The organism is Brevundimonas terrae (assembly GCF_011761985.1).
GTDB classification, from domain to species: domain Bacteria; phylum Pseudomonadota; class Alphaproteobacteria; order Caulobacterales; family Caulobacteraceae; genus Brevundimonas; species Brevundimonas terrae.
Genome location: NZ_JAASQT010000008.1, coordinates 13,245 through 33,423 on the forward strand (window position 1 = coordinate 13,245; position 20,179 = coordinate 33,423).

The following is a 20,179-nucleotide window of genomic DNA, read 5'->3' on the forward strand; positions in this document are numbered from 1 at the left end:
CGGGCAATATAGGCAGGAGCAGTTGCGTCCTGCCTATGATCCGTGTAATAGCCCGCGCTCTTGAATTCGAAGGGTTCATGACCCCGCCGCGCTGACATCAGCTCAGCGCTGGCGTTTATTTGTATGAAGGCGAGCCCTATGGCCGAGATCATTCTGAACGTTGACGTCCGCGAAGGCGTGGGCACCGGAAGCGCCCGTGCCGTGCGTCGCGCCGGCGCCGTGCCTGGCATCCTGTACGGTGGCGATAAAGCCCCGGTTGCCATTTCCGTAAGCGAGCGCGAATTCCGCAAGTCGCTGTACACCGGCAACCTGCGTGGCCAGCTGGTCACCCTGAAGTACGGTAAAGAAACCCAGCCGGTTATTGCCAAGGCAATCGACTTCGATCCGGTTTCGGATCGTCCGCTGCACTTCGACCTGATGCGCGTTGATGCATCGGTTCCGGTGAAGGTTGACCTGACCGTCCAGTTCATCAACGGCGACGAAGCTCCGTTCGTCCGTCAAGGTGGCACGCTGGAAATCGTCCGTCACGAAGTCGAAATCCTGGTTCTTGCCGACCGTATGCCGCAAACCCTGATCGTCGATCTGGCCAAGGCTGAAGTCGGTGCGGCTATCCGCTTCTCGGACATTGCCAACCTGCCGGAAGGCGCAACCCCGGTTATTGCCGACCGCGACTTCATGATCGCGACCGTCAAGGCTCCGGGCGGCGGCGTCAAGGAAGAAGCCGAAGAAGGCGCAGAGGGCTAATCCCCTTCTGATCTTCCCGAAAGATCAAAGCCCCGTAGCGGTTTCGCTGCGGGGCTTTTCTTTGCCCTCCACTCAAGGCAGAAGACACCCATGTTTATCATCGCAGGTCTGGGTAACCCCGGCGCAAAGTACGAAAAGAACCGCCACAACATCGGCTTCATGGCCGCTGACGAGATCGCACGTCGCTGGCGCTTTGGCCCCGAGAAGGCCAAGTTCCAGTCCAAGATTCAGGACGGCGAGATCGAGGGCGAGAAAGTCCTGTTGATGAAACCGCAGACCTTCATGAACGAGAGCGGCCGCGCGATTGGCGAGGCGGCCCGTTTCTACAAGGTGCCGGTGGATAACATCATCATCTTCCACGACGAGATCGATCTGGCACCCGGCCGTTTCCGCATGAAAAAGGGCGGCGGTGCTGCCGGTCAAAACGGTATCCGTTCGGCCATTGCCCATCTGGGCGCAGACTTCCGCCGCGGCCGCATGGGTGTCGGCCATCCGGGCGATCCCAAGCTGGTACACGCCCATGTGCTGGGTGACTTCGCCAAGGCTGACCAGCCGTGGCTGGAAGCCATGCTGAACGCCTGTGCTGACGCCCTGCCCTTTGCCATCAAGGGCGATGACGAGCGCTATCAGGGCGAGGTCATGCGTCTGGCCCCCGCCCCGAAATTCAGCCCGCGCCAAGCCGCCAATGGCGGCTAGACGGGAAAGCACGCCAACGGCGGCTAAGACCTATTCAGGACTGTCGTAGGACCAGCGGACATCGAATGTCTGCTCGGCTCCTGCGGCCAATCTCACACGCCAGACGCGCTTGCCCGTATCGCGATCAATCTGGCTGCGGATACCTTCACGCTCCATACGGAAACCGCGCTCTTCGGCCATCCAGTCGGCAGGCATTTCTACATCCACAGCCTGAGACGAGCCATTGTTCAGGGTTATACGATAGCTCTCTACCTGACGGCGGCGCGCCCCTCTCCCGCGTAAAGCATCCTCGGTCATCACGACCTTGCCGCTGACCTCGGGAACACTGCGAAGGCTCAGACGGATCGGCTGTCCCACGGGCGTGTCCGAGACCGAATCTGATCCTGCATAGGCCTTGGGGCTATTCTCTTCCGCGACATAGAAGGCCACCTTGCCCTCGGGAACAGGCAGGCCAAGCCCTGACGCCTCGTTGTTTTGAACGCGCAGTTCAAGTGAAGCTGGATAGGATGGCTGATCCGCATCCGATGGCTGGAATGGCACAACCATCACCCGCTCGGTCAGGATGTTGTCCTGCGCAAAGAACAGCACCTGTTTCATCTGGTTGGCGGCGACTGTTGTCGGCACTGGCAGGACATAGGCCTTGTAGTCGCCCAGTTCCTCCATCTTCGCCTTGATACGGGAGCCTGTGACGACAACGTCATTAACGGCCATACTCTCAGCCCGCATTGCCATCGCCGGTGGTGCAGGCGCTGGAGGAGCCGGTGGCGGAGGCGGCGGCAACAAAACCGCCAGCCCCTCATGCGTGCGCCCCTGCGGCCAGCACTGGGTGGCGCTGGCGGTACGCCTGATCTCTACGGGCACGGAATCACCTGTCATCGAAAGGTCACCCGCCACCACGGTCACCGGCGCATCGGCAAAGCTGGTGCCACCAAAATTGGCCAGCGTGATCCAGCCCTGAAGGTCCAGTGAGCGGCCATCGGCATTCAGATGCGCCACATAGTCCGCAGACCACTGCAAGCCCGTCGCCAGATAAGCCAGCGTCACCGTATAGCGCCCCGCCTGCGTCGCCCGCGTGCGGACCGACAGGGTCGGTGTTGCGCCAAGGCCTTGCGGCACCTCGTTAAAAACAATCCGTTCGGTCAGGCCCGAACAGTCCAGCGCCTCGAACTGGCCGTCGATTTCCAGAACCGTCCCGCGCTGCCCTGCCCGGATGGTCGCCTGATGCGTTTCCTCAAGTCCGGTGGTGGCATTGGTCCGCACCACGCTGACCGTCTGGCCCACAGCCCGATCCAGCAGGTTAAAGGGCGTAATCAGTTCATAATCGGCATTCTGCTCGACCAGATCGGCAGGCAGGCCCTCTATGACCGCGCTATGCGGCACGATGCCTGTGCCCAGCCCCTTGAAGCGGATCACGCCTTCGCCCGCAGGCACATCGATCGTGCGCTTTTCGACAATCAGGGCCAGACCCTCGCGGTCCAGCCGTGACCACGAATAGCGCGAACGCTGGATCAGATCGGACGTATCCACCGCCTGACCGCGATAGACCACGACCTCGACGGCCTCGGGGCCCTCGGACACGCTTTCATGACTGGCGACAACAGGTGCTGCCACCGGTTGGGCGACAGCCACCATCGGCCCCATCGCGACCGTGGCCGCCAGCACTGCACACAGCAGGCGCATATCAGCCGCCCGTCGTGATCGTGGCCGTCAGGACCGTCTCGCCATTGGCCGCAACCGGCACCTTCCACACGGCGGTATAGGCATCGGCCATTTCGCCCTTCAGGCTCTCATTGGAAAGCTCGGTATCACGCCCGCCCGCACGCTGGCGGACCTCGACCGTCTTGGCCTCGCCCGTCGCGTTACGCACGCGATATTCCATCTGGTAGCGGGTGCGATAGCGGTTCGCGCCATACGACCCCACACGCTCGGAGGCCACCACGCGCGACTGTACGGTCACGTCAAAAGCCTTACCCGTAGAGATCACCAGATCGGATCCTGCAGGCGAATGGTTCAACTGGTCTTCGCCGATAAAGCGCGGCTCGCCGTCAGCGCCCGCCACATAGACGCGCATCACGCCCGCAGGCAGGGCCGGTTCGCTGCGGAACACAATGCCCACATCGGCGGCCTGCGCCTGTTCCTGCGTCGAGAAGCCATAGGCCTGATAGACATAACGCTTGCTGGCCGGAACATTGGCCGCATCCAGCAAACCGACCTGTTTGGTCTGATTGTTGGCCACCGTCACCCGTTCCGGCAACAGATAGACATGGGCATCGCCCTCGGCAGCATTGCTGCCCGCGCTCATGCCATTACCACGACCGCCATTATACTGATTGCGCCCACCGCCCGCGACATTGACCGTTCCAGCCACGACGCGCGTGACGGCATTATCAAAGGTCGAGCCGGAATTATTGGTGATGGTCACCCACCCCGTCAGGTCCAGCTTGCCGCCCTTCTCGTCAAAGCGGGCCACATAGTCTGCCTTCCATTCCAGACCGCCGGTCAGATAGTTCAGCGTCACATCGCGGCGCGGATTGCCCGTCGCATCAAGCGTCACACTCAAGGTCGGGCGCGGGCGAAGATTCGGCGGCACACCATCGAACACCACACGCGTCGGTGCGCCGTCATCGCGCAACACCTCGACACGGTTGCCGATCTGGAGAACCACACCTTCGTTGGCAGCCAGCACGCGGGCGCGCTCGCTGGTTTGCGCGCCATTGCCCGGATTGGTGCGAACAATCCCGACCTCGCGCCCGACAGCGCCCTGCATCAGCTTGGACGGTGTCAGCAGGTCATAGTCGAAATTCTGCTCGACCACTGACAGGCCATTGCCCGACAGGGTCACCGTCTCGGGGCGGATCGAGGCCGATACACCCGGAAACTCCTGTCGTGCGCGGCCCGCCGCGATGTTGAGGCTGCGCACATCCTCAACCAGCGCAATATTCTGGTTGTAGATGGTCAGGGCCAGCCGGTCCGGTCCACCACCTCCCTGATCCACCTGCTGGGCCACAGCCGGTCCTCCCAGCGCCACAGCACACAAAGCTGTCGTTGCCAGCAGGTTCAAAGAAGCAGTTAGTCGGCTCATAGGGGCACGCCTCCGTTCAGATTATCCGACGCTGACACACCCGCCTTGCGCTGTCGAGATAGGTCAGATTGTGCCATTCCCATAACAAACGTCTTCGTTTAGGCACGGCGCGGGTGCCAATGCGCGGACCCAATGCGCGAACATTGACCCGTATCTCCCATGCGCCCTTATGAAAGGTGCCCGATAATGAAATACGCTCTGACCCTGTCCATGACCGTGGCGACGCTGGCCTTGGCCGCGTGCGGTTCGCAAACTGACGCCCCCGCAGCGTCCGCCGAGGCTCCTGCTCCTGAATCGGTCCCTGCCGAAACCACCCCGACCGTGGTGGCGGGCAATGTCACCATCGAAGACGCATGGTGCCGCCCGTCGCCGAACGGTGCCAAGGCCGGTGGCTGCTATGTCATCCTGACCTCGTCGGCGGACGACACCCTGACAGGCGTGTCCACCGACCAAGCCGAGATGGCACAGGTGCACGAAATGAAGATGGAAGACGGCGTCATGAAGATGGCCCATCTCGACAAGGGTCTGCCCCTTCCGGCCAACCAGCGCACCGAGTTGAAGCCCCACGGCAACCACATCATGCTGATGGGTCTGAAGGCTCCGCTGGTCAGTGGCCAGACTGCCAAGATCACCCTGAACTTCGCCAATGCCGCCCCTGCAACCGTTGATTTTGACATCCGCACCCCGCCCATGGTCGGCGGCGAGCAATAATCCTTAAAAGGGCGGTCGAAAGGCCGCCCTTTTCCGCCTATAGAGACGGCCATAACTGCGCGAGACTGACAAATCGGCTCGGAACGGCTAAAGGCACGCGCTCACGAGGAATACCATGGCCCTTAAAGTCGCGATCGTCGGCCTGCCCAATGTCGGCAAGTCCACCCTGTTCAACGCCCTGACCAAGACGGCAGCGGCGCAAGCTGCAAACTATCCGTTCTGCACCATCGAGCCGAACACTGGCGACGTGGCTGTGCCGGAACCGCGCCTGAACAAACTGGCTGAAATCGCCGGTTCCAAGGAAATCATTCCTGCCCGCATCACCTTTGTGGACGTGGCCGGTCTGGTGCGCGGCGCATCCAAGGGTGAAGGTCTGGGCAACCAGTTCCTCGCCAATATCCGCGACTGTGACGCCGTGGCCTTCGTCGCCCGCTGCTTCGTCGATGACGACATCACCCACGTCGAAAACCGTATCGACCCGATCTCGGACCTCGAAATCATCGAGACCGAACTGATGCTGGCCGACCTTGAAAGCCTCGAGCGCCGCCGCGTTCAGGTCGAGAAGCGCGCCAAGGGTGGCGACAAGGAATCCCAGCTGACGCTGAAGATGATCGACCTTGCGCTAGAACAACTGCGCGAAGGCAAGCCTGCACGTCTGGCCGAAGTGTCCAAGGAAGACAAAAAAGCCTGGGACATGCTGCAACTGCTGACGGCCCTTCCGGCCCTCTATGTTGCCAACGTGGAAGAAGCCTCGGCTGACAAGGGTAACGAGCTTTCGGATCTGGTCGCCAAGCGCGCGGCTGCCGACAATGCCAACTCGGTTGTCATCTCGGCGCAGATCGAATCCGAAATCGCCGTGCTGGACGACGAGGAATCGGCAGAGTTCCTTGAAACCCTCGGCCTCGAAGAGCCGGGCCTGAACCGCCTGATCCGCGAAGCCTACAAGCTGCTGGGCCTGCAGACCTACTTCACCGTGGGTCCGAAGGAAGCACGCGCATGGACCATTCCAGTCGGTGCCACCGCCCCGCAAGCCGCCGGTGTCATCCACACCGACTTCGAAAAGGGCTTCATCCGCGGCGAAACCATCGCCTATGACGACTACATCGCCCTCAAAGGCGAAGCCGGTGCCAAGGAAGCGGGCAAGATGCGCGCCGAAGGTAAGAGCTACATCGTCAAGGACGGCGATGTGATGCACTTCCTGTTCAATAACTAAGCCAAAATGCAGGGCGGTTAGAAAATCTAACCGCCCTTTCAAATTATCTGAAATCTAATTCCCTTGCGGACATTGCTATTCCCCTAGATGAACAGCGTCATCCAAGCTGTACACTCTTCGGGGACGCCATGAAGTTCGACACTCTTGCTCTGCATGCGGGCTATACGCCTGATCCGACCACCAAATCGGTGGCTGTGCCGATCTATCAAACCACCAGCTATGCGTTTGATGACACCCAACACGGTGCAGACCTGTTCGACCTGAAGGTCGCGGGCAACATCTATACCCGCATCATGAACCCGACCAGCGACGTGCTGGAGCAACGTCTGGCGGCGCTGGAAGGCGGGGTTGCGGCCCTGACGGTCGCATCCGGCATGTCGGCCATCACCTATGCCATCCTGACGCTGGCCGAGGCAGGCGACAACATCATCGCCACGGGTGCCCTCTATGGCGGCACCTACAACCTGTTCGCCCACACCCTGCCCCAGTACGGCATCGAGGTGCGCTTTATCGATGCCGACGATATCGCGGCGGTCGCGGCCAATACCGATGAACGCACCAAGGCGGTCTTCTGCGAGTCGATCGGCAATCCGCTGGGCAATGTGGTGGACTTTGCTGCACTGGCAGACGCCGCCCACGCGCAAGGGTTACCGCTGATCGTCGACAACACCGTGCCGACCCCCTATCTGACGCGCCCGATCGAGCATGGGGCCGACATCGTCGTGCATGCCCTGACCAAATATATCGGCGGCCACGGCAACTCTATTGGCGGGGCTGTGATCGACGGCGGCACCTTCCCGTGGGCCAAGCACAAAGAGCGCTTCCGTCGTCTGAACGAGCCAGAGGTCAGCTATCACGGCGTCGTCTATACCGAGGCCTTTGGACCGGCAGCCTTTATCGGACGGGTGCGGACCGTATTGCTGCGTAATACCGGCGCGGCGATTTCTCCGTTTAACAGCTTCCTGATCCTGCAAGGGCTGGAAACATTGGCCCTGCGCATGGATCGCCATGTCGAGAACGCCACCGCCATCGCCAAATGGCTGAAGGCCCACCCCAAGGTAGAGTGGGTCAACTATGCGGGCCTTCCCGAACATAACGACCACGCGCTGATCCAGAAATATTTCGGCGGCAAGGCTTCGGGTCTTCTGACCTTCGGCGTTAAGGGCGGCCGTGATGCGGGTGCCCGTTTCCAGGATGCCGTCAAAATCTTCACGCGACTGGTCAATATCGGCGACGCCAAGTCACTGGTCTGCCATCCCGCCTCGACCACCCACCGCCAGTTGTCGCCGGACGAACTGAAGAAGGCCGGCGTGACCGAAGACACTGTCCGCCTGTCGGTTGGCATCGAGCATATCGACGACCTGATCGGTGATCTGGAGCAGGCGCTGGCCGCCGTATAACGCCGAATCCCTTTTCGTATCTCCAAGGCCCCGCCGCGTTCTGCGCGACGGGGCCTTTTCAATTTCCGATGCCAAAAATCCATCTGTTTCATAGATTTATAAATTAAGATTGATTCTGATAATCATTCTCAGTAATTGCATCCCGTCATTCAAAACCAAGGCACATTCGATGCGCTCCAAACTCCTGCTGTCGGTGGCGGGTCTCGCCCTCTCAGCCGTCGCGTCCCCTGCATTATCGTCCGACCTGATCGATCTGGAAGAACCGGTCGCGCTGTCTCCCATCAGCGTGGTGGGCACCCGCACCGAGCGCGCCGTAGACACCGTTCCCGCCAGCGTCAGCGTCATTACCGCCGAAACCATCGAGAACAATCTCGTCACCGACATCAAGGACCTGATCCGCTTCGAGCCGGGTGTCAGCGTCCCCACCAGCCCCGCCCGTTTCTCGGCGGCCCTTTCGGGCGCTGGCCGTGACGGCAATTCGGGCTTTACCATTCGCGGTATGGGTGGAAACCGAGTCCTGATTATTCAGGATGGCGTGCGCGTGCCCGACGGCTTTGCCTTCGGTGCTCAGGCTGTCGGTCGTGGCGGCTATAACGATCTGGACATGGTCAAGTCCGTCGAGATCCTGCGCGGTCCGGCGTCTGCGCTTTACGGTTCGGACGGCATTGCCGGTGCCGTCAGCTTTACGTCCAAAGACCCTGCCGATTTCATTGATGCAGGCCGCAATTTCGGTGCCCGCGCCCGCGTCGGTTATAACTCTGCCGATGATGGCTGGAGCGAGAGCCTGGCGCTGGCGGGCCGACACGGCAATCTGTCGGGCCTGATCGCCTATACGCGCCGCGATGCCCATGAAACCGAGAATATGGCCGAGACTGGCGGCACTGGCTCGGCCCGTACCCAGCCGAACCCGCAAGAATTCGCCTCCAATGCGGTGCTGGCCAAACTGCTGTGGGACATCAACGAAAACCACGCTCTGCGCCTGACCTATGACCATTTCGATCAGGACATGGAGGGCGAGGCCCTTAGCTCCTATTCGGCCACGGTTATCGGCCTCACGGCACAAGATGAAGCCGTACGCGACCGCATCAGTATGGACTGGCGTTTCGACAACTTCCTTGGTCTGGACTCAGGCTCGGTGTCCGCCTTCTGGCAGGACGCCACCACCCGCCAGTTCACCTATGAAGACCGCACCCCGGCCGTGGACCGCACCCGCGATGTGACCTTTGACAACAGCATCTGGGGTCTGGCCGCACAGGGCAGCAAAAGCTTCGGCACCCAGTCGGTCCAGCACCGTGTAACCGTCGGTGCCGACTGGTCGCGCACCACGCAGGAAGGCATCCGTAACGGCACCGTCCCGCCGATGGGCGAACCCTTCCCCGCCCGCCCCTTCCCCAAGACCGAATATGATCTGGCGGGCCTGTTCGTTCAGGACGAAATCTCGCTGCTAGACGGACGCCTCAGCATCATTCCGGCCGTGCGCTATGACTGGTACGAACTGACGCCCAAGGCCGACGCCCTGTTCCCTGCGCCCGCCGAGGGCCAGAGCGACAGCCATCTGTCGCCCAAGATCGGTGTGATGTTCTGGGCCGACGACCATTTCGGCCTGTTCGCCAACTATGCGCAGGGTTTCAAAGCCCCGTCGCCGATGCAGGTGAACAACTTCTTCGCCAATCCGGTGTTCGGCTATGAATCCATTCCGAACCCCGACCTGAAGCCGGAAACCAGCGAAAGCCTCGAAGCCGGTATGCGCTTCCGCAATCTGGAAGCCTTTGGCGGCAACCTGTCGCTGTCGGCCACGGCGTTCAAAACCCACTATGACGACTTCATCAACCAGATCGTGGTGCGCGGCACCGGCGTTCCGGGTGTCGATCCTCTGATCTACCAGTACGTCAACCTGACCGAGGTGGACATCTGGGGTCTGGAAGCGCGTGGCGACATTCGCTGGGATAACGGCCTGTCGGCCATCGTCGCTGTCTCGTTCGCCGATGGCGATCAGGAAACCGACGGCGCACGCGGCAAGCTGACCTCCATTGATCCGGTCAAGGTCGTCAGCGGCCTCAACTATGCCGCGCCATCAGGCGTCTGGGGTGGTTCGGCCACCGTCACATGGTCCGGCAAGAAAGACCAAGCCGGTTGCGGCGGCGGCAACTGCTGGGCAGGCGAAGAGTTCGCCATCATGGACCTGACCGCCTTCTGGAACGTCACCGAAAAGGCCACGGTCCGCGCCGGCGTGTTCAACGTCTTTGACGAAACCTATGCGTGGTGGAGCGATGTTCGCGGCCTGTCGCGTGGCGGCACGGTTACCGCCCCGACAGAACCAGCCACCCTTCCCGCCTTTACCCAACCGGGCCGCAATTTCGGCGTGTCCGTGAACCTTCGCTACTGATCCGAACGGCCAGACCATGACCAAACAAACCAAAATGTCCAAACGCGCCGTCATCATTGCGGCGGCCCTTTTGATCGGTGCGCCTGTCGCAGCAGCCAATGCACAAGCCCCCGTGGCGGCTACGGTTTCTACGCAGGCTCCGGCTACCGCCTTCGAGCGTGACCGTCAGGCCATTCTGGCGCAGGCGGGCCAGTACCGCGTCCATTTCGACATGCGCGAGAATGTCAGCTTCCATGCCGACTATGATCCGATGGAGGAAAAACTGTCGGGCGGCAGCGAGATCGTGCGCGTGGTCTATGACCATGGCGACCGCATCAGCCTGCAACACATCCTCGTCATGGCCCATGGCGACCAGACCGTCGTCATCAAGCACTGGCGTCAGGACTGGGTGTATCAGCCGCAAACCGTACTGACCTATACCGGTCCCAACCAGTGGAGCCTGACCCCAGTGCCCGAGATCGAGCGTGCCGGTGCATGGTCACAGACCGTATGGCAGACCGACGATTCCCCCCGTTATGGCGGTGTCGGCCACTGGACCTATGAGAACGGTCTGTCGGCATGGACCTCGAACCCCACATGGCGTCCGCTGGCCCGTCGCGATGCGGTGCGTAATCCGGTCTATGACCGCTATCTCGGCACCAACCGCCACATCCTCAAGCCAAACGGCTGGGTCCATATTCAGGACAATATGAAGATGGATGGCCGCAACGGCAGCACGCCCGTCGCGATCGTGCAGGAGGACGTCATCAACACCTATGACACCTCTACCTCCTACACGCCCAAGCCCGGCGATGACTACTGGGCCGCAACCCAGGCCTATTGGGCCGGTATCCGCGACGCATGGGATGCTGTCATCACGCGTGACGGCGGCGTCCATGTCGAGGAAGCGCCCGAGACAGGCGTCGTCACCGGCATTCCGTTGATGGAACTAGCCCAGAAAATTCAGGACGGCGAGATCACAACCGAAGCCGCCCTGACCGAAGGTCGCGCCATCATCGCGCTGGCCACGACCAAGGACTGACCTCCCAACTGTTCTGACGGGATGTGCATCCCCTCGTCCCGTCAGGCTATGCCCCTCTGTTTTTGCAGCAAACAGAGGGGTATCTTTTTTTTGGCTCTATCGTTCGCCTCGCGGAGGCTCACTGCTTGAGAGCGTTGAGTGCTCTATCGTTCGCCTCGCGGAGGCTCACTGCTTGAGAGCGTTGAGTGCCCTATTTTTTGCGGCTCGGCGTTCTGCGTGAGAGCGTCAGGCGCGCAAGCATTCTGCCTCGCGCCTGCGATTGCGCTTAGTGCGTGTGGCGAGCCGTTTCTGTGCGAGCGCGGACCTGACCGAACTCGGAGTCAGGCTTCCATGTCGGCCACATATCGCCATCGGCCAACTGGCGGCCCAGACGATACAGCAGGGTCAGATTTTCCGACGCCGACGTAAAGTCGAGATCCGCCGACCATTCATCGCTCGGCTTGTGATAGACGCGGCCGAAACGCTCCTGCCATGCAGCCTTGCCAACCTCGGTGCCGCCTTCGACAAAATCAACGCCGTGCCACGGCATCAGCGCCGGAACCCCCGCGCGCGCAAAGGCAAAGTGGTCCGAGCGGTAATAGAAGCCCTGCTCCGGCTGGCCATCATCCGACACATAGCGGCCCTCTGCCTTGGCCAGAGTGTCCAGCATGTCTTCCAGACTGTTCTGCCCCTTGCCAAAGATCGGCACATCACGCGTCGGTCCCGACAAAGGCAGCATGTCGATATTGATATTGGCGACCGTGGTTTCCAGCGGATAAACCGGATCAGCCGCATAGGCATAGGCCCCCAGCAGACCCATTTCCTCGGCGGTCACATGCAGGAAAACAAGGCTGCGCTTGGCAGGGCCATCGGCTGCGAACTGGCGGGCCATTTCAACTACACCGACAGTGCCCGAGGCATTATCCCACGCGCCGTTGAAGATATGGTCTTCGCCATTGGCCGGATCGCGGGTGCCCACATGGTCCCAGTGGGCGCTGAACACGACCGTTTGGTCAGGGCGCTCCGTCCCCGGCAGGATTGCCAGCAGGTTGTGGCTGGTCACTGTGGTCTTGTCTTCGTTCGCCGTCACCGACACGGTCTGCGGCAAGGCCACGGCCGAGAAGCTTTCCAGTTTGGCCGCTTCCAGTTGCGCCGCATCGACACCCCAGCCCGCCACCATTTCAGGCGAGGCCCAGCCACGGAACTGTAGCGGTGCCGAACCCGGTGCCAGACGCGACGAGCGCGCGCGCATCGTCACCGTGCGCCCCCAGTCATTGCTGGAAATCATAATGACGCCCACCGCACCCCGACGATAGGCTTCATCAACCTTGTAGCCATCCTGCGCGTAATAACGGCGATAGGGGCTGTTGAACTCAGGCGAACCGCCCATCAGCACGACGACCTTTCCGGTCACGTCCAGATCGCCGTAATCGTCCCAATCACGCTCGGGCGCGGTAATGCCATAGCCCGCAAATACCAGTCCGGCATCGGTCACATGGCCATGCCCGTCATTGTTCAGGGCGCGTACAATCAGGCCATCTGCATTCGCAGGCGTGCTGATGGTGCCATCAGCCGCTTTCAGCGTCACCGACGCATCGCGCGGCATCAGGCTGACCAGATCGACAGGTTGCAGCCACTGGCCATCCGGTCCACCCGGTTTCAGGCCCATGGCCTCATATTCGGATTGCAGCCATGCGAGGGTTTTTTCCTCGCCGACCGTTCCGGGATAGCGACCCTGAAAATCATCAGCGCTGATGAAGCGCACCTTTTGCGACAACACATCCGTCGCAAACTCCTGCGCGAAGGACGGTGCAGCGGCAAATACAAGAGCCGCAAAGGCTACACCGCGAAACGAGCGCTTGGACATACAGGGTCTCCCACCCGATTTTGTTATCGCATACCAATAAGGGCAACCCCGCCGGAGTTGCCCTTACCGTTTTGTAATGGTTGGTTCTTAGTCGCGCTGGCTTTGCGAAACCGCCCGTACCGTCGAGAATTCCGAGGTCGGTTTCCACTGCGGCCAGTCGGTCGAGTTGGCCAGTGCGGCACCCGCCTGATAGCTGACTTCCATATCCTCGATCATGCCGGCCAGATCCCAGTCGGCGCTCCATTCGTCCGCCACCTGATGGTAGCCGATACGGCCATACTCGGCCTGTGCGGCCAAGCGCGGCTCGATGGGGGCATCGAGGAAATCACCCGCCGAGTTGATATAGGACATCGGCACACCGCGCTTCACCAGCGGGAAGTGGTCGGAACGGAAATAGATACCGGCAGCTGCACCCGCATCCGGCACAATGCCGCGACCTTGTGTGGTGGCGACCGCGCTCAGACGGTCGTCCAGATCGGAATGGCCAAAGCCGGTAATGTTCAGCTTGTCCTTGCGACCATAGACATTGGCGGCATCGATATTGAAACCGGCCACCGTGGTTTCCAGCGGATAGAGCGGGTTGGCGGCATAATATTCCGAACCCAGCAGACCGGATTCCTCGCCCGTAAAGGCGACCATCACAATCGAGCGTTCCGGACGCGGGCCTTGGCCAAAGCGACGGGCGATCTCGACAATCGCCACCGTACCCGAGGCATTGTCCACGGCACCGTTAAAGATACGGTCGCCGTTCACGCCTTCGCCCGCATCAACGCCGATATGGTCCCAGTGCGCACCGTACAGCACGGTCTCGTTCGGGCGCTTGCTGCCTTCCAGACGGGCCACGATGTTGTGGGTGACGATCTGTTCGGAGGCGACGTCAAAGCTGACATCCATCGTGGCCTTCAGGTCCACAGGCTGGAAGTCGGCGCTGCGGGCCAGACGCTTTTGTTCTTCGAAATCGACACCGGCAGCGGCGAACAGCTTCTCGGCCACATCGCGCTGTACCCATGCCTCTACGGGCACACGCTCTGCGGCGGCGTTTTCGCGCAGAATGTCGAACTGAGGCACGCTCCACGAGTTGACGACGGTCGGCCAGCCATAGGCTGCAGGGGCCGTCTCGTGGACAATCAGAACGCCCGCTGCGCCCTGACGGGCCGCTTCTTCATACTTGTAGGTCCAGCGACCATAATAGGTCATGGCCTTGCCGCCGAAGGTGTTCAGTTCCGGCTCTTCAAAGTCGGGATCATTGACCAGCACGACGATGATCTTGCCGCGCACATCGGTCTTGAAGTCGTTCCAGTTGCGCTCGGGAGCGTTCACGCCATAGCCGACGAAGACCAGCGGCACGTCCTTCAGATCAACCTTGCTGCCCGGCAGGCGCGAGCTGATCGTGATTTCCTGACCTTGTGTCAGAGGCGTGGCGGCACCGGCCTGTGTCAGCGAGGCGCTGATGTTCGACGAGGCGATGCGGTTCAGGGTGACGGCCTGCGTCCAGCCGCCATTCTCGCCGCCCGGTGCAAAACCGGCCTCGGCAAAGCGCTGGCTGACAAAGTCGATGACCTTTTGCTCGGCCGGCGTGGCAATGCCGCGACCTTCGAAACTGTCATCGGACAGCAGACGGATTTCCTCAGAAATACGGGCAGCATCAAAACCGCTCTGGGCATTGGCGGCACCCGCCACCAGAGCAGAAGTCAGGGCCAGAGCCGCAACGGTCGTAAACAGGCGCATAGGGCCATCCCTCCAAACAATAGTCGCGTGACCGTAGAGTCCGGTTTCTCCGGTGTCGAGTTTTCCGCCTCATCCGGCACAAAGAAAAACCCCGCCGACCCAAAGGTCGACAGGGTTAAATCCTTGAACTGAAAGGATGGCCTAGTGGGCCACGCCCTTCCAGATCTTGCGGTACGAGGCATAGGTGATGCCTGCGAACATCAGCAGGAAGATCAGCACGCCGAAACCGGCCTGCTTGCGTTCCACCATCTTGGGCTCGGAAGTCCACATGATGAAGGCCGCAACGTCCTTGGCCATCTGGTCGACAGTGGCCTCGGTGCCATCGTCATAGGTGACTTGGCCGTTGGTCAGCTGCGGCGGCATGGCGATGAAACCACCCTTCGGAGCCGGACCCTTGCCTTCCCAGAACGGGGTCAGATCGCCGGACATGTACGGGTTGTAGTTCTGACCCGGAGCGATCTTCAGACCCTTGGGCGGAGCCACATAACCCGACAGCAGCGAGTAGATGTAGTTGGCACCGTCGTGACGGGCCTTGGCCATTACCGACAGGTCGGGCGGAGCCGCCCCACCGTTACCGGCAGCCGCCGCCGTAGCGTTCGGATACGGGTTCGGGAACTTGTCGGCCGTGGTGGCGTCACGCATCAGCGATTCACCGGTTTCCGAGTCGATATCGGCAACCTGGATTTCCTTGGCCAGAGCCTTCACGACAGGGTTGTCGTTCGGGTTCGGATAGGCCGGATTCCAGAACGGGCCGTGCTTGTCGCCAAGGTTACGGAAGTGGACATGGTCCATGCCGTGGCAGGACGAGCAAACTTCACGATAGACCTTGTAGCCGCGTTGCAGCTGGCCCTGATCGAAGGTGCCGAACGGACCGTTGAAGCTGAAGCCACCATCACGCGGGTGCTTTGCACCACCGGCCGCGAGGGCCGGCGATGCAACTGCCACGATACCGGCCGCAGCAACGGCACAGGCGATGATCTTGCGGAAGGACATCTTTTTCTCGTTGTTCATCGCGATCAGACCTTTTCGGCTTCGGTCGTCGGGAGGACAGGCTCCGAAATCGTTGCCGGGATCAGCAGCGGCTTCTCCTTGAGGCCGACCAGCGGCATCAGGACGATGAAGAACACGAAGTAGTAGATCGTCAGGAAACGGGTCAGCCACAGGTAGGAGTTCAGCTGACCGTCGATCAGGTTGAAGCTCGGCATACCCGGAACAACCGGAGCGTCCGGAAGCTGTGCACCGCACCAGCCGAGGCCGAAGCACACGAACAGGAAGATGATGAAGAAGGTCTTCATCGTCGGGCGGTAGCGCATCGAGCGCACCTTGGACGTATCCAGCCACGGCAGGACGAACAGCACGCCGATCGCCGCGAACATCGCAACCACGCCGCCGAACTTGTCCGGAACAGCACGCAGGATGGCGTAGAAGGGCAGCATGTACCACTCGGGCACGATGTGCGCCGGTGTCACCAGCGGGTTAGCCGGAATGTAGTTGTCGGCGTGACCCAGAGCGTTCGGATTATAGAACACGAACACGGCGAACATGATGAAGAACAAGATGATCGCAAAACCGTCCTTGACCGTGAAGTACGGGTGGAACGGCAGGGTGTCTTTCTTTTCGCGGTCCTTCGGGATCAGGATACCGACCGGGTTGTTCTGACCGGCAGCGTGCAGCGCCCACAGGTGCAGGACAACGCAGCCAAGGATCACGAACGGCAGCAGGTAGTGCAGCGAGAAGAAGCGGTTCAGGGTCGCATTGTCGATGGCAGGGCCACCGCGCAGCCACACCAGAATCGGCTCGCCCACAACAGGGATCGCACCGATCAGGTTGGTGATGACTTCAGCACCCCAGAACGACATCTGGCCCCACGGCAGAACATAGCCGAGGAAGGCGGTGGCGATCATCAGGAAGAAGATCACGCAGCCGACGATCCAGATCATTTCGCGCGGTGCTTTATACGAGCCGTAATACAGGCCGCGCAGCATGTGCAGGTAAACGGCGATGAAGAACATCGACGCGCCGTTGGCGTGCACATAGCGGATCAGCCAGCCACCCGGAACGTCGCGCATGATGCGCTCGACCGAGGCGAAAGCCATATCGATATGCGGCGTGTAGTGCATTGCCAGCACGATGCCGGTGATGATCTGCGTCATCAGGCAGATCGCCAGAATGCCGCCGAAGGTCCACCAGTAGTTCAGGTTACGGGGGGTCGGCAGATTTGCGTAGTCCATACCGAAACGAACGATCGGCAGGCGGGTGTCCAGCCACCGCTCAACAGCGGTTTTAGGGACGTAGGTGGATTCGTGATTGCTCATGGGTCCTCGTTACGTCCTCAGCCGATCTTGACGCGAGTGTCGGACAGATATTCGTAGGCTGGCACAATGAGGTTCAACGGTGCCGGACCCTTACGGATACGTCCCGATGCGTCATAGTGCGAACCGTGGCACGGGCAGAACCAGCCGCCGTACTCACCGGCGTTGAAGGTCGGCACGCAACCCAGATGGGTGCACGAACCGATGACAACGAGATATTTCTCGTGGCCTGCCTTGGTACGCTCGGCATCGGTCTGGGCCGGAGAACCGACCGCACCTTCTGCCTCGACCTTTTGCAGTTCAGCGGGGGTGCGATAACGCACGAACACCGGCTTGCCCTGCCATTTGATGACGACCTGCTGGCCTTCCTGGACCTTCGACATATCGAATTCGATCGAAGCCAGTGCCAGGGTGTCGGCTGCAGGGCTCATCTGGTTGATGAGCGGCCAGGCCACCATCACGCCAGCGCCAGCGGCGGCAGCCCCTGCAGCAATATGAATGAAATCACGACGGGTAGCGTCGCCACCCTCGTTTTGGCCCATAGGCCCATCAGGATTCACGACCGGTTCGGCCACGCGTATCACCTCTGTAATCCGATCGGCCCCCTCCGCAGCAAGCTGGGATGTCCCGTCGGCATGAACCTTAACTAGCGGAAGCAAAACCTTTGCCATCCTGCCATCGTTTAGACCACCCCATGACAAGCCGTAGACACAACTTGAGAAGCAATCGCAACAAAAGACACGACAAGGCCCCATCCCGCGCGTAGAGTGGGCCTTAGAATGCGTCTCGCCCTTTTTCAACCTGATATCCCGCAGAATGTCGGGGCTTGTATCCGTCTCAGCGCCTGTTTCGGCGTCGAATTGCACGTGATCGAGCCGACCGGCTTCAATTTCGACGACCGCGCCATGAAGCGCGCAGCCCTCGATTATGGCCCCCTTTCCCACATGACACGTCATGCCAGCTGGGACGATTTCCTGCGCGACAGGCCGTCGGGAAGGCTGGTACTTTTAACCACCAAGGGAGCCACTCCCTTGCCCGATTTCCAGTTCCAAAAAGACGATATCCTATTGTTTGGTAAGGAAAGTAAGGGCGCACCGGACTTTGTGCACGATGCCGCTGATGCCCGTGTCGTTGTGCCACTCAGGCCCGAAGCCCGCTCGCTGAACCTCTCGGTCACCGCCGGTATCGCGCTCTGGGAAGGCCTTCGCCAAACCCACGATTTCAATCTCGGATAATAGAAAAGGGAGCGTGAAAACACGCTCCCTTTTCCTTTGATTTTATTGTGAACAAAAAAATCCAAATTTAGCGAACACGTCTCGCCTAACCGGAAATAGCTCAGCCCTATCAACTATCGGGCCGTTCACCAGATTCGATGTCTTTGGCATCCAGTTCAAACTGAATGCGTGTCCTAAAGCGTGCACCATCAGGAGAGTTGGATACTGTTCTTTGTGTTAGCTGCCCTCTTGAAATGATCGCGACAGCCTGATCCCCCAGACCCAAATTCGCGTGACTTTCTTCTGTCACGCGACAATCGTTTGGCTTGCCACCGGAGTGAGCGCACTCGACGACCGCATAGGCGGGAATGCGCGAAGGCACGGTTGCACACGCTCCCGCCAGACCAGCAAAGCTCAAGCACAGTAAAAAGACTGCGGGCTTACGCATTCCCCTTTCTCCTTAAGCCGCCGGAAGACGCGACAGGTTCGGACGCTCGGCCTGTTTGGCAGCCGCCACAGCCTCTACCCTGCGCATGACACGCAGCATGTTTTCACCCGCCAGTTTGCGAATATCGGCATCGCTCCAGCCGTTCTGGATCAGGCGAGCCAGAATACGCGGATAGGCATCCACAGCCTCGACATCGACCGGCAGGGCATCCACGCCGTCAAAGTCGCCGCCCAGACCGATATGGTCGATACCGGCCACATCGCGCACATGCTGGATATGGGCCACCACGTCATCCAGCGTCGCGCGCGGGATCGGGTGCGCCGAGGTCCACTGGGTCATCTCGTTGCGCACACGCTCGGGATCGCCCGGATGCAGGCTGTTCAAACGGGCCTGTTCGGCAGAACGGTTGGCGCTCCACGAACGCACCTGCTCGTTGATAAAGCCCGGTACGAAGGTGACCATGACGATACCGCCATTGTCCTTCATCATTGCCAGCACATCATCGGGCACATTGCGCGGGTGGCCTGTCACGCCCAGTGCCGACGAGTGCGAGAAGATCACCGGTGCCGTCGAGACGCGCAAGGCATCCTTCATGGTTTCCGCCGAGACGTGGCTGAGGTCCACCATCATGCCGATGCGGTTCATCTCCTTGACGACTTCCTCGCCGAATGGATTCAGCCCGCCCCATTTCGGCGCGTCGGTGCCGCTATCGGCCCAGTTGGTCGATTTGGAGTGGGTCAGCGTCATATAGAGCGCGCCCGCACGGCGGAACTCGCGCAGCAGACCAAGGGAATCGTCGATCGAATAGCCGCCTTCCATACCGATCATGCTGGCAATCTTGCCCTGACGGTGGATGCGGACAATGTCGTCGGCTGTGGTGGCCAGCTCGAAGGTTTGCGGATAGCCGCCGATGATGCGCTTGACCGTATCGATCTGTTCGAAGGTCGCCTTGGCGGCCTCAAGCTGGGTCATGCTGGCCGGCACATAGACCGACCAGAACTGGCCCCCTACCCCGCCTTCGCGCAGACGCGGAATATCGGTGTGCAGACGTGTGGCCATCGACAGGTCGCTGGTCAGGTCCACCCCGTGCACATCATTGGCAAAGCCCTGACGGATCGCCCATGGCAGGTCGTTGTGTCCGTCGATCAGCGGCGTGCGGCGCAAAATCTGGCGCGCATGGGCCTCGGCAGCCGCAGCATCGCGGGCCTGTGCTAGCGAAGGCGTCGCCGCCATCAAGGTAGACACCGCCACAGCGGCCATCAAAACTTTACGGATCATCGCGTCCCCCCAAAATCAAAACCCGGATCATACCCGGATCAAAACACTGGTCCGCAGGCTGGCACAGCGAACGGCCTGTGAAAACAGGGTCTGATCCAGA

At 60.7% G+C, this 20,179-nt stretch carries 17 protein-coding genes; 8 read left to right on the forward strand and 9 right to left on the reverse strand.

Features of this window, described 5'->3' with window-relative positions; genetic code table 11:
• Positions 1-138: 138 nt before the first annotated feature.
• Both FHS64_RS13420 and pth read left to right on the forward strand, forming a co-directional pair.
• Positions 139-744: a 50S ribosomal protein L25/general stress protein Ctc gene (locus tag FHS64_RS13420; protein ID WP_167179178.1), complete on the forward strand. Its 606-nt coding sequence runs from the start codon at positions 139-141 to the stop codon at positions 742-744.
• A gap of 90 nt (positions 745-834) precedes the next feature.
• On the forward strand, positions 835-1,440 hold the full coding sequence (pth, locus tag FHS64_RS13425) for an aminoacyl-tRNA hydrolase (protein ID WP_167179180.1): 606 nt from the start codon (positions 835-837) through the stop codon (positions 1,438-1,440).
• A 30-nt stretch (positions 1,441-1,470) separates the two neighbouring features.
• Here pth and FHS64_RS13430 read toward each other — a convergent pair whose 3' ends face one another.
• Both FHS64_RS13430 and FHS64_RS13435 read right to left on the reverse strand, forming a co-directional pair.
• Complete coding sequence (locus tag FHS64_RS13430; RefSeq protein ID WP_167179182.1) at positions 1,471-3,120, reverse strand: DUF4139 domain-containing protein; 1,650 nt, start codon at positions 3,118-3,120, stop codon at positions 1,471-1,473.
• Position 3,121: 1 nt separating this feature from the next.
• A complete protein-coding gene (locus FHS64_RS13435) occupies positions 3,122-4,522 on the reverse strand; it encodes a DUF4139 domain-containing protein (protein WP_167179184.1) in 1,401 nt (466 codons plus the stop codon).
• Positions 4,523-4,708: 186 nt separating this feature from the next.
• Here FHS64_RS13435 and FHS64_RS13440 point away from each other — a divergent pair, with 186 nt between their 5' ends.
• From FHS64_RS13440 to FHS64_RS13460, 5 genes are all read left to right on the forward strand, one after another.
• Entirely contained in the window at positions 4,709-5,233 is a 525-nt protein-coding gene (locus tag FHS64_RS13440) for a copper chaperone PCu(A)C (protein WP_167179186.1), read from the forward strand.
• Between the two features lie 115 nt (positions 5,234-5,348).
• Positions 5,349-6,446 carry a redox-regulated ATPase YchF gene (gene ychF / locus FHS64_RS13445; protein ID WP_167179188.1) on the forward strand — a complete coding sequence of 366 codons (1,098 nt, stop codon included), beginning with the start codon at positions 5,349-5,351 and terminating at the stop codon, positions 6,444-6,446.
• Positions 6,447-6,574: 128 nt separating this feature from the next.
• On the forward strand, positions 6,575-7,846 hold the full coding sequence (locus FHS64_RS13450; RefSeq protein ID WP_167179190.1) for an O-acetylhomoserine aminocarboxypropyltransferase/cysteine synthase family protein: 1,272 nt from the start codon (positions 6,575-6,577) through the stop codon (positions 7,844-7,846).
• A 169-nt stretch (positions 7,847-8,015) separates the two neighbouring features.
• Positions 8,016-10,232 carry a TonB-dependent hemoglobin/transferrin/lactoferrin family receptor gene (locus tag FHS64_RS13455; protein WP_167179192.1) on the forward strand — a complete coding sequence of 739 codons (2,217 nt, stop codon included), beginning with the start codon at positions 8,016-8,018 and terminating at the stop codon, positions 10,230-10,232.
• 16 nt (positions 10,233-10,248) lie between these two features.
• Positions 10,249-11,253, forward strand: coding sequence for a DUF6607 family protein (locus FHS64_RS13460; protein WP_208381026.1), 1,005 nt, complete (start codon positions 10,249-10,251; stop codon positions 11,251-11,253).
• A gap of 265 nt (positions 11,254-11,518) precedes the next feature.
• On the opposite strand, the gene FHS64_RS13465 is transcribed toward FHS64_RS13460, so the two are convergent.
• The 5 genes from FHS64_RS13465 to petA all read right to left on the reverse strand — a co-directional run bounded on the left by FHS64_RS13465 (position 11,519) and on the right by petA (position 17,681).
• On the reverse strand, positions 11,519-13,099 hold the full coding sequence (locus FHS64_RS13465) for a M28 family peptidase (protein WP_167179194.1): 1,581 nt from the start codon (positions 13,097-13,099) through the stop codon (positions 11,519-11,521).
• A gap of 87 nt (positions 13,100-13,186) precedes the next feature.
• Entirely contained in the window at positions 13,187-14,827 is a 1,641-nt protein-coding gene (locus tag FHS64_RS13470) for a M28 family metallopeptidase (protein WP_167179197.1), read from the reverse strand.
• Positions 14,828-14,968: 141 nt separating this feature from the next.
• Positions 14,969-15,838, reverse strand: a complete 870-nt coding sequence (locus tag FHS64_RS13475) for a cytochrome c1 (protein WP_167179199.1) — start codon at positions 15,836-15,838, stop codon at positions 14,969-14,971.
• A 5-nt stretch (positions 15,839-15,843) separates the two neighbouring features.
• The gene (locus tag FHS64_RS13480) at positions 15,844-17,142 is read right to left on the reverse strand and encodes a cytochrome b (protein WP_167179201.1); all 1,299 of its coding nucleotides are present in this window, start codon (positions 17,140-17,142) and stop codon (positions 15,844-15,846) included.
• A gap of 17 nt (positions 17,143-17,159) precedes the next feature.
• Positions 17,160-17,681 (reverse strand): ubiquinol-cytochrome c reductase iron-sulfur subunit, encoded by a 522-nt coding sequence (gene petA, locus FHS64_RS13485; protein WP_167179286.1) that lies wholly within the window; start codon positions 17,679-17,681, stop codon positions 17,160-17,162.
• 237 nt (positions 17,682-17,918) lie between these two features.
• Here petA and FHS64_RS13490 point away from each other — a divergent pair, with 237 nt between their 5' ends.
• Positions 17,919-18,374 carry a tRNA (cytidine(34)-2'-O)-methyltransferase gene (locus FHS64_RS13490; RefSeq protein WP_167179203.1) on the forward strand — a complete coding sequence of 152 codons (456 nt, stop codon included), beginning with the start codon at positions 17,919-17,921 and terminating at the stop codon, positions 18,372-18,374.
• A 109-nt stretch (positions 18,375-18,483) separates the two neighbouring features.
• On the opposite strand, the gene FHS64_RS13495 is transcribed toward FHS64_RS13490, so the two are convergent.
• Positions 18,484-18,801 (reverse strand): hypothetical protein, encoded by a 318-nt coding sequence (locus tag FHS64_RS13495; protein WP_167179205.1) that lies wholly within the window; start codon positions 18,799-18,801, stop codon positions 18,484-18,486.
• A 12-nt stretch (positions 18,802-18,813) separates the two neighbouring features.
• Entirely contained in the window at positions 18,814-20,079 is a 1,266-nt protein-coding gene (locus FHS64_RS13500) for a dipeptidase (RefSeq protein ID WP_167179207.1), read from the reverse strand.
• Positions 20,080-20,179 lie beyond the last annotated feature (100 nt).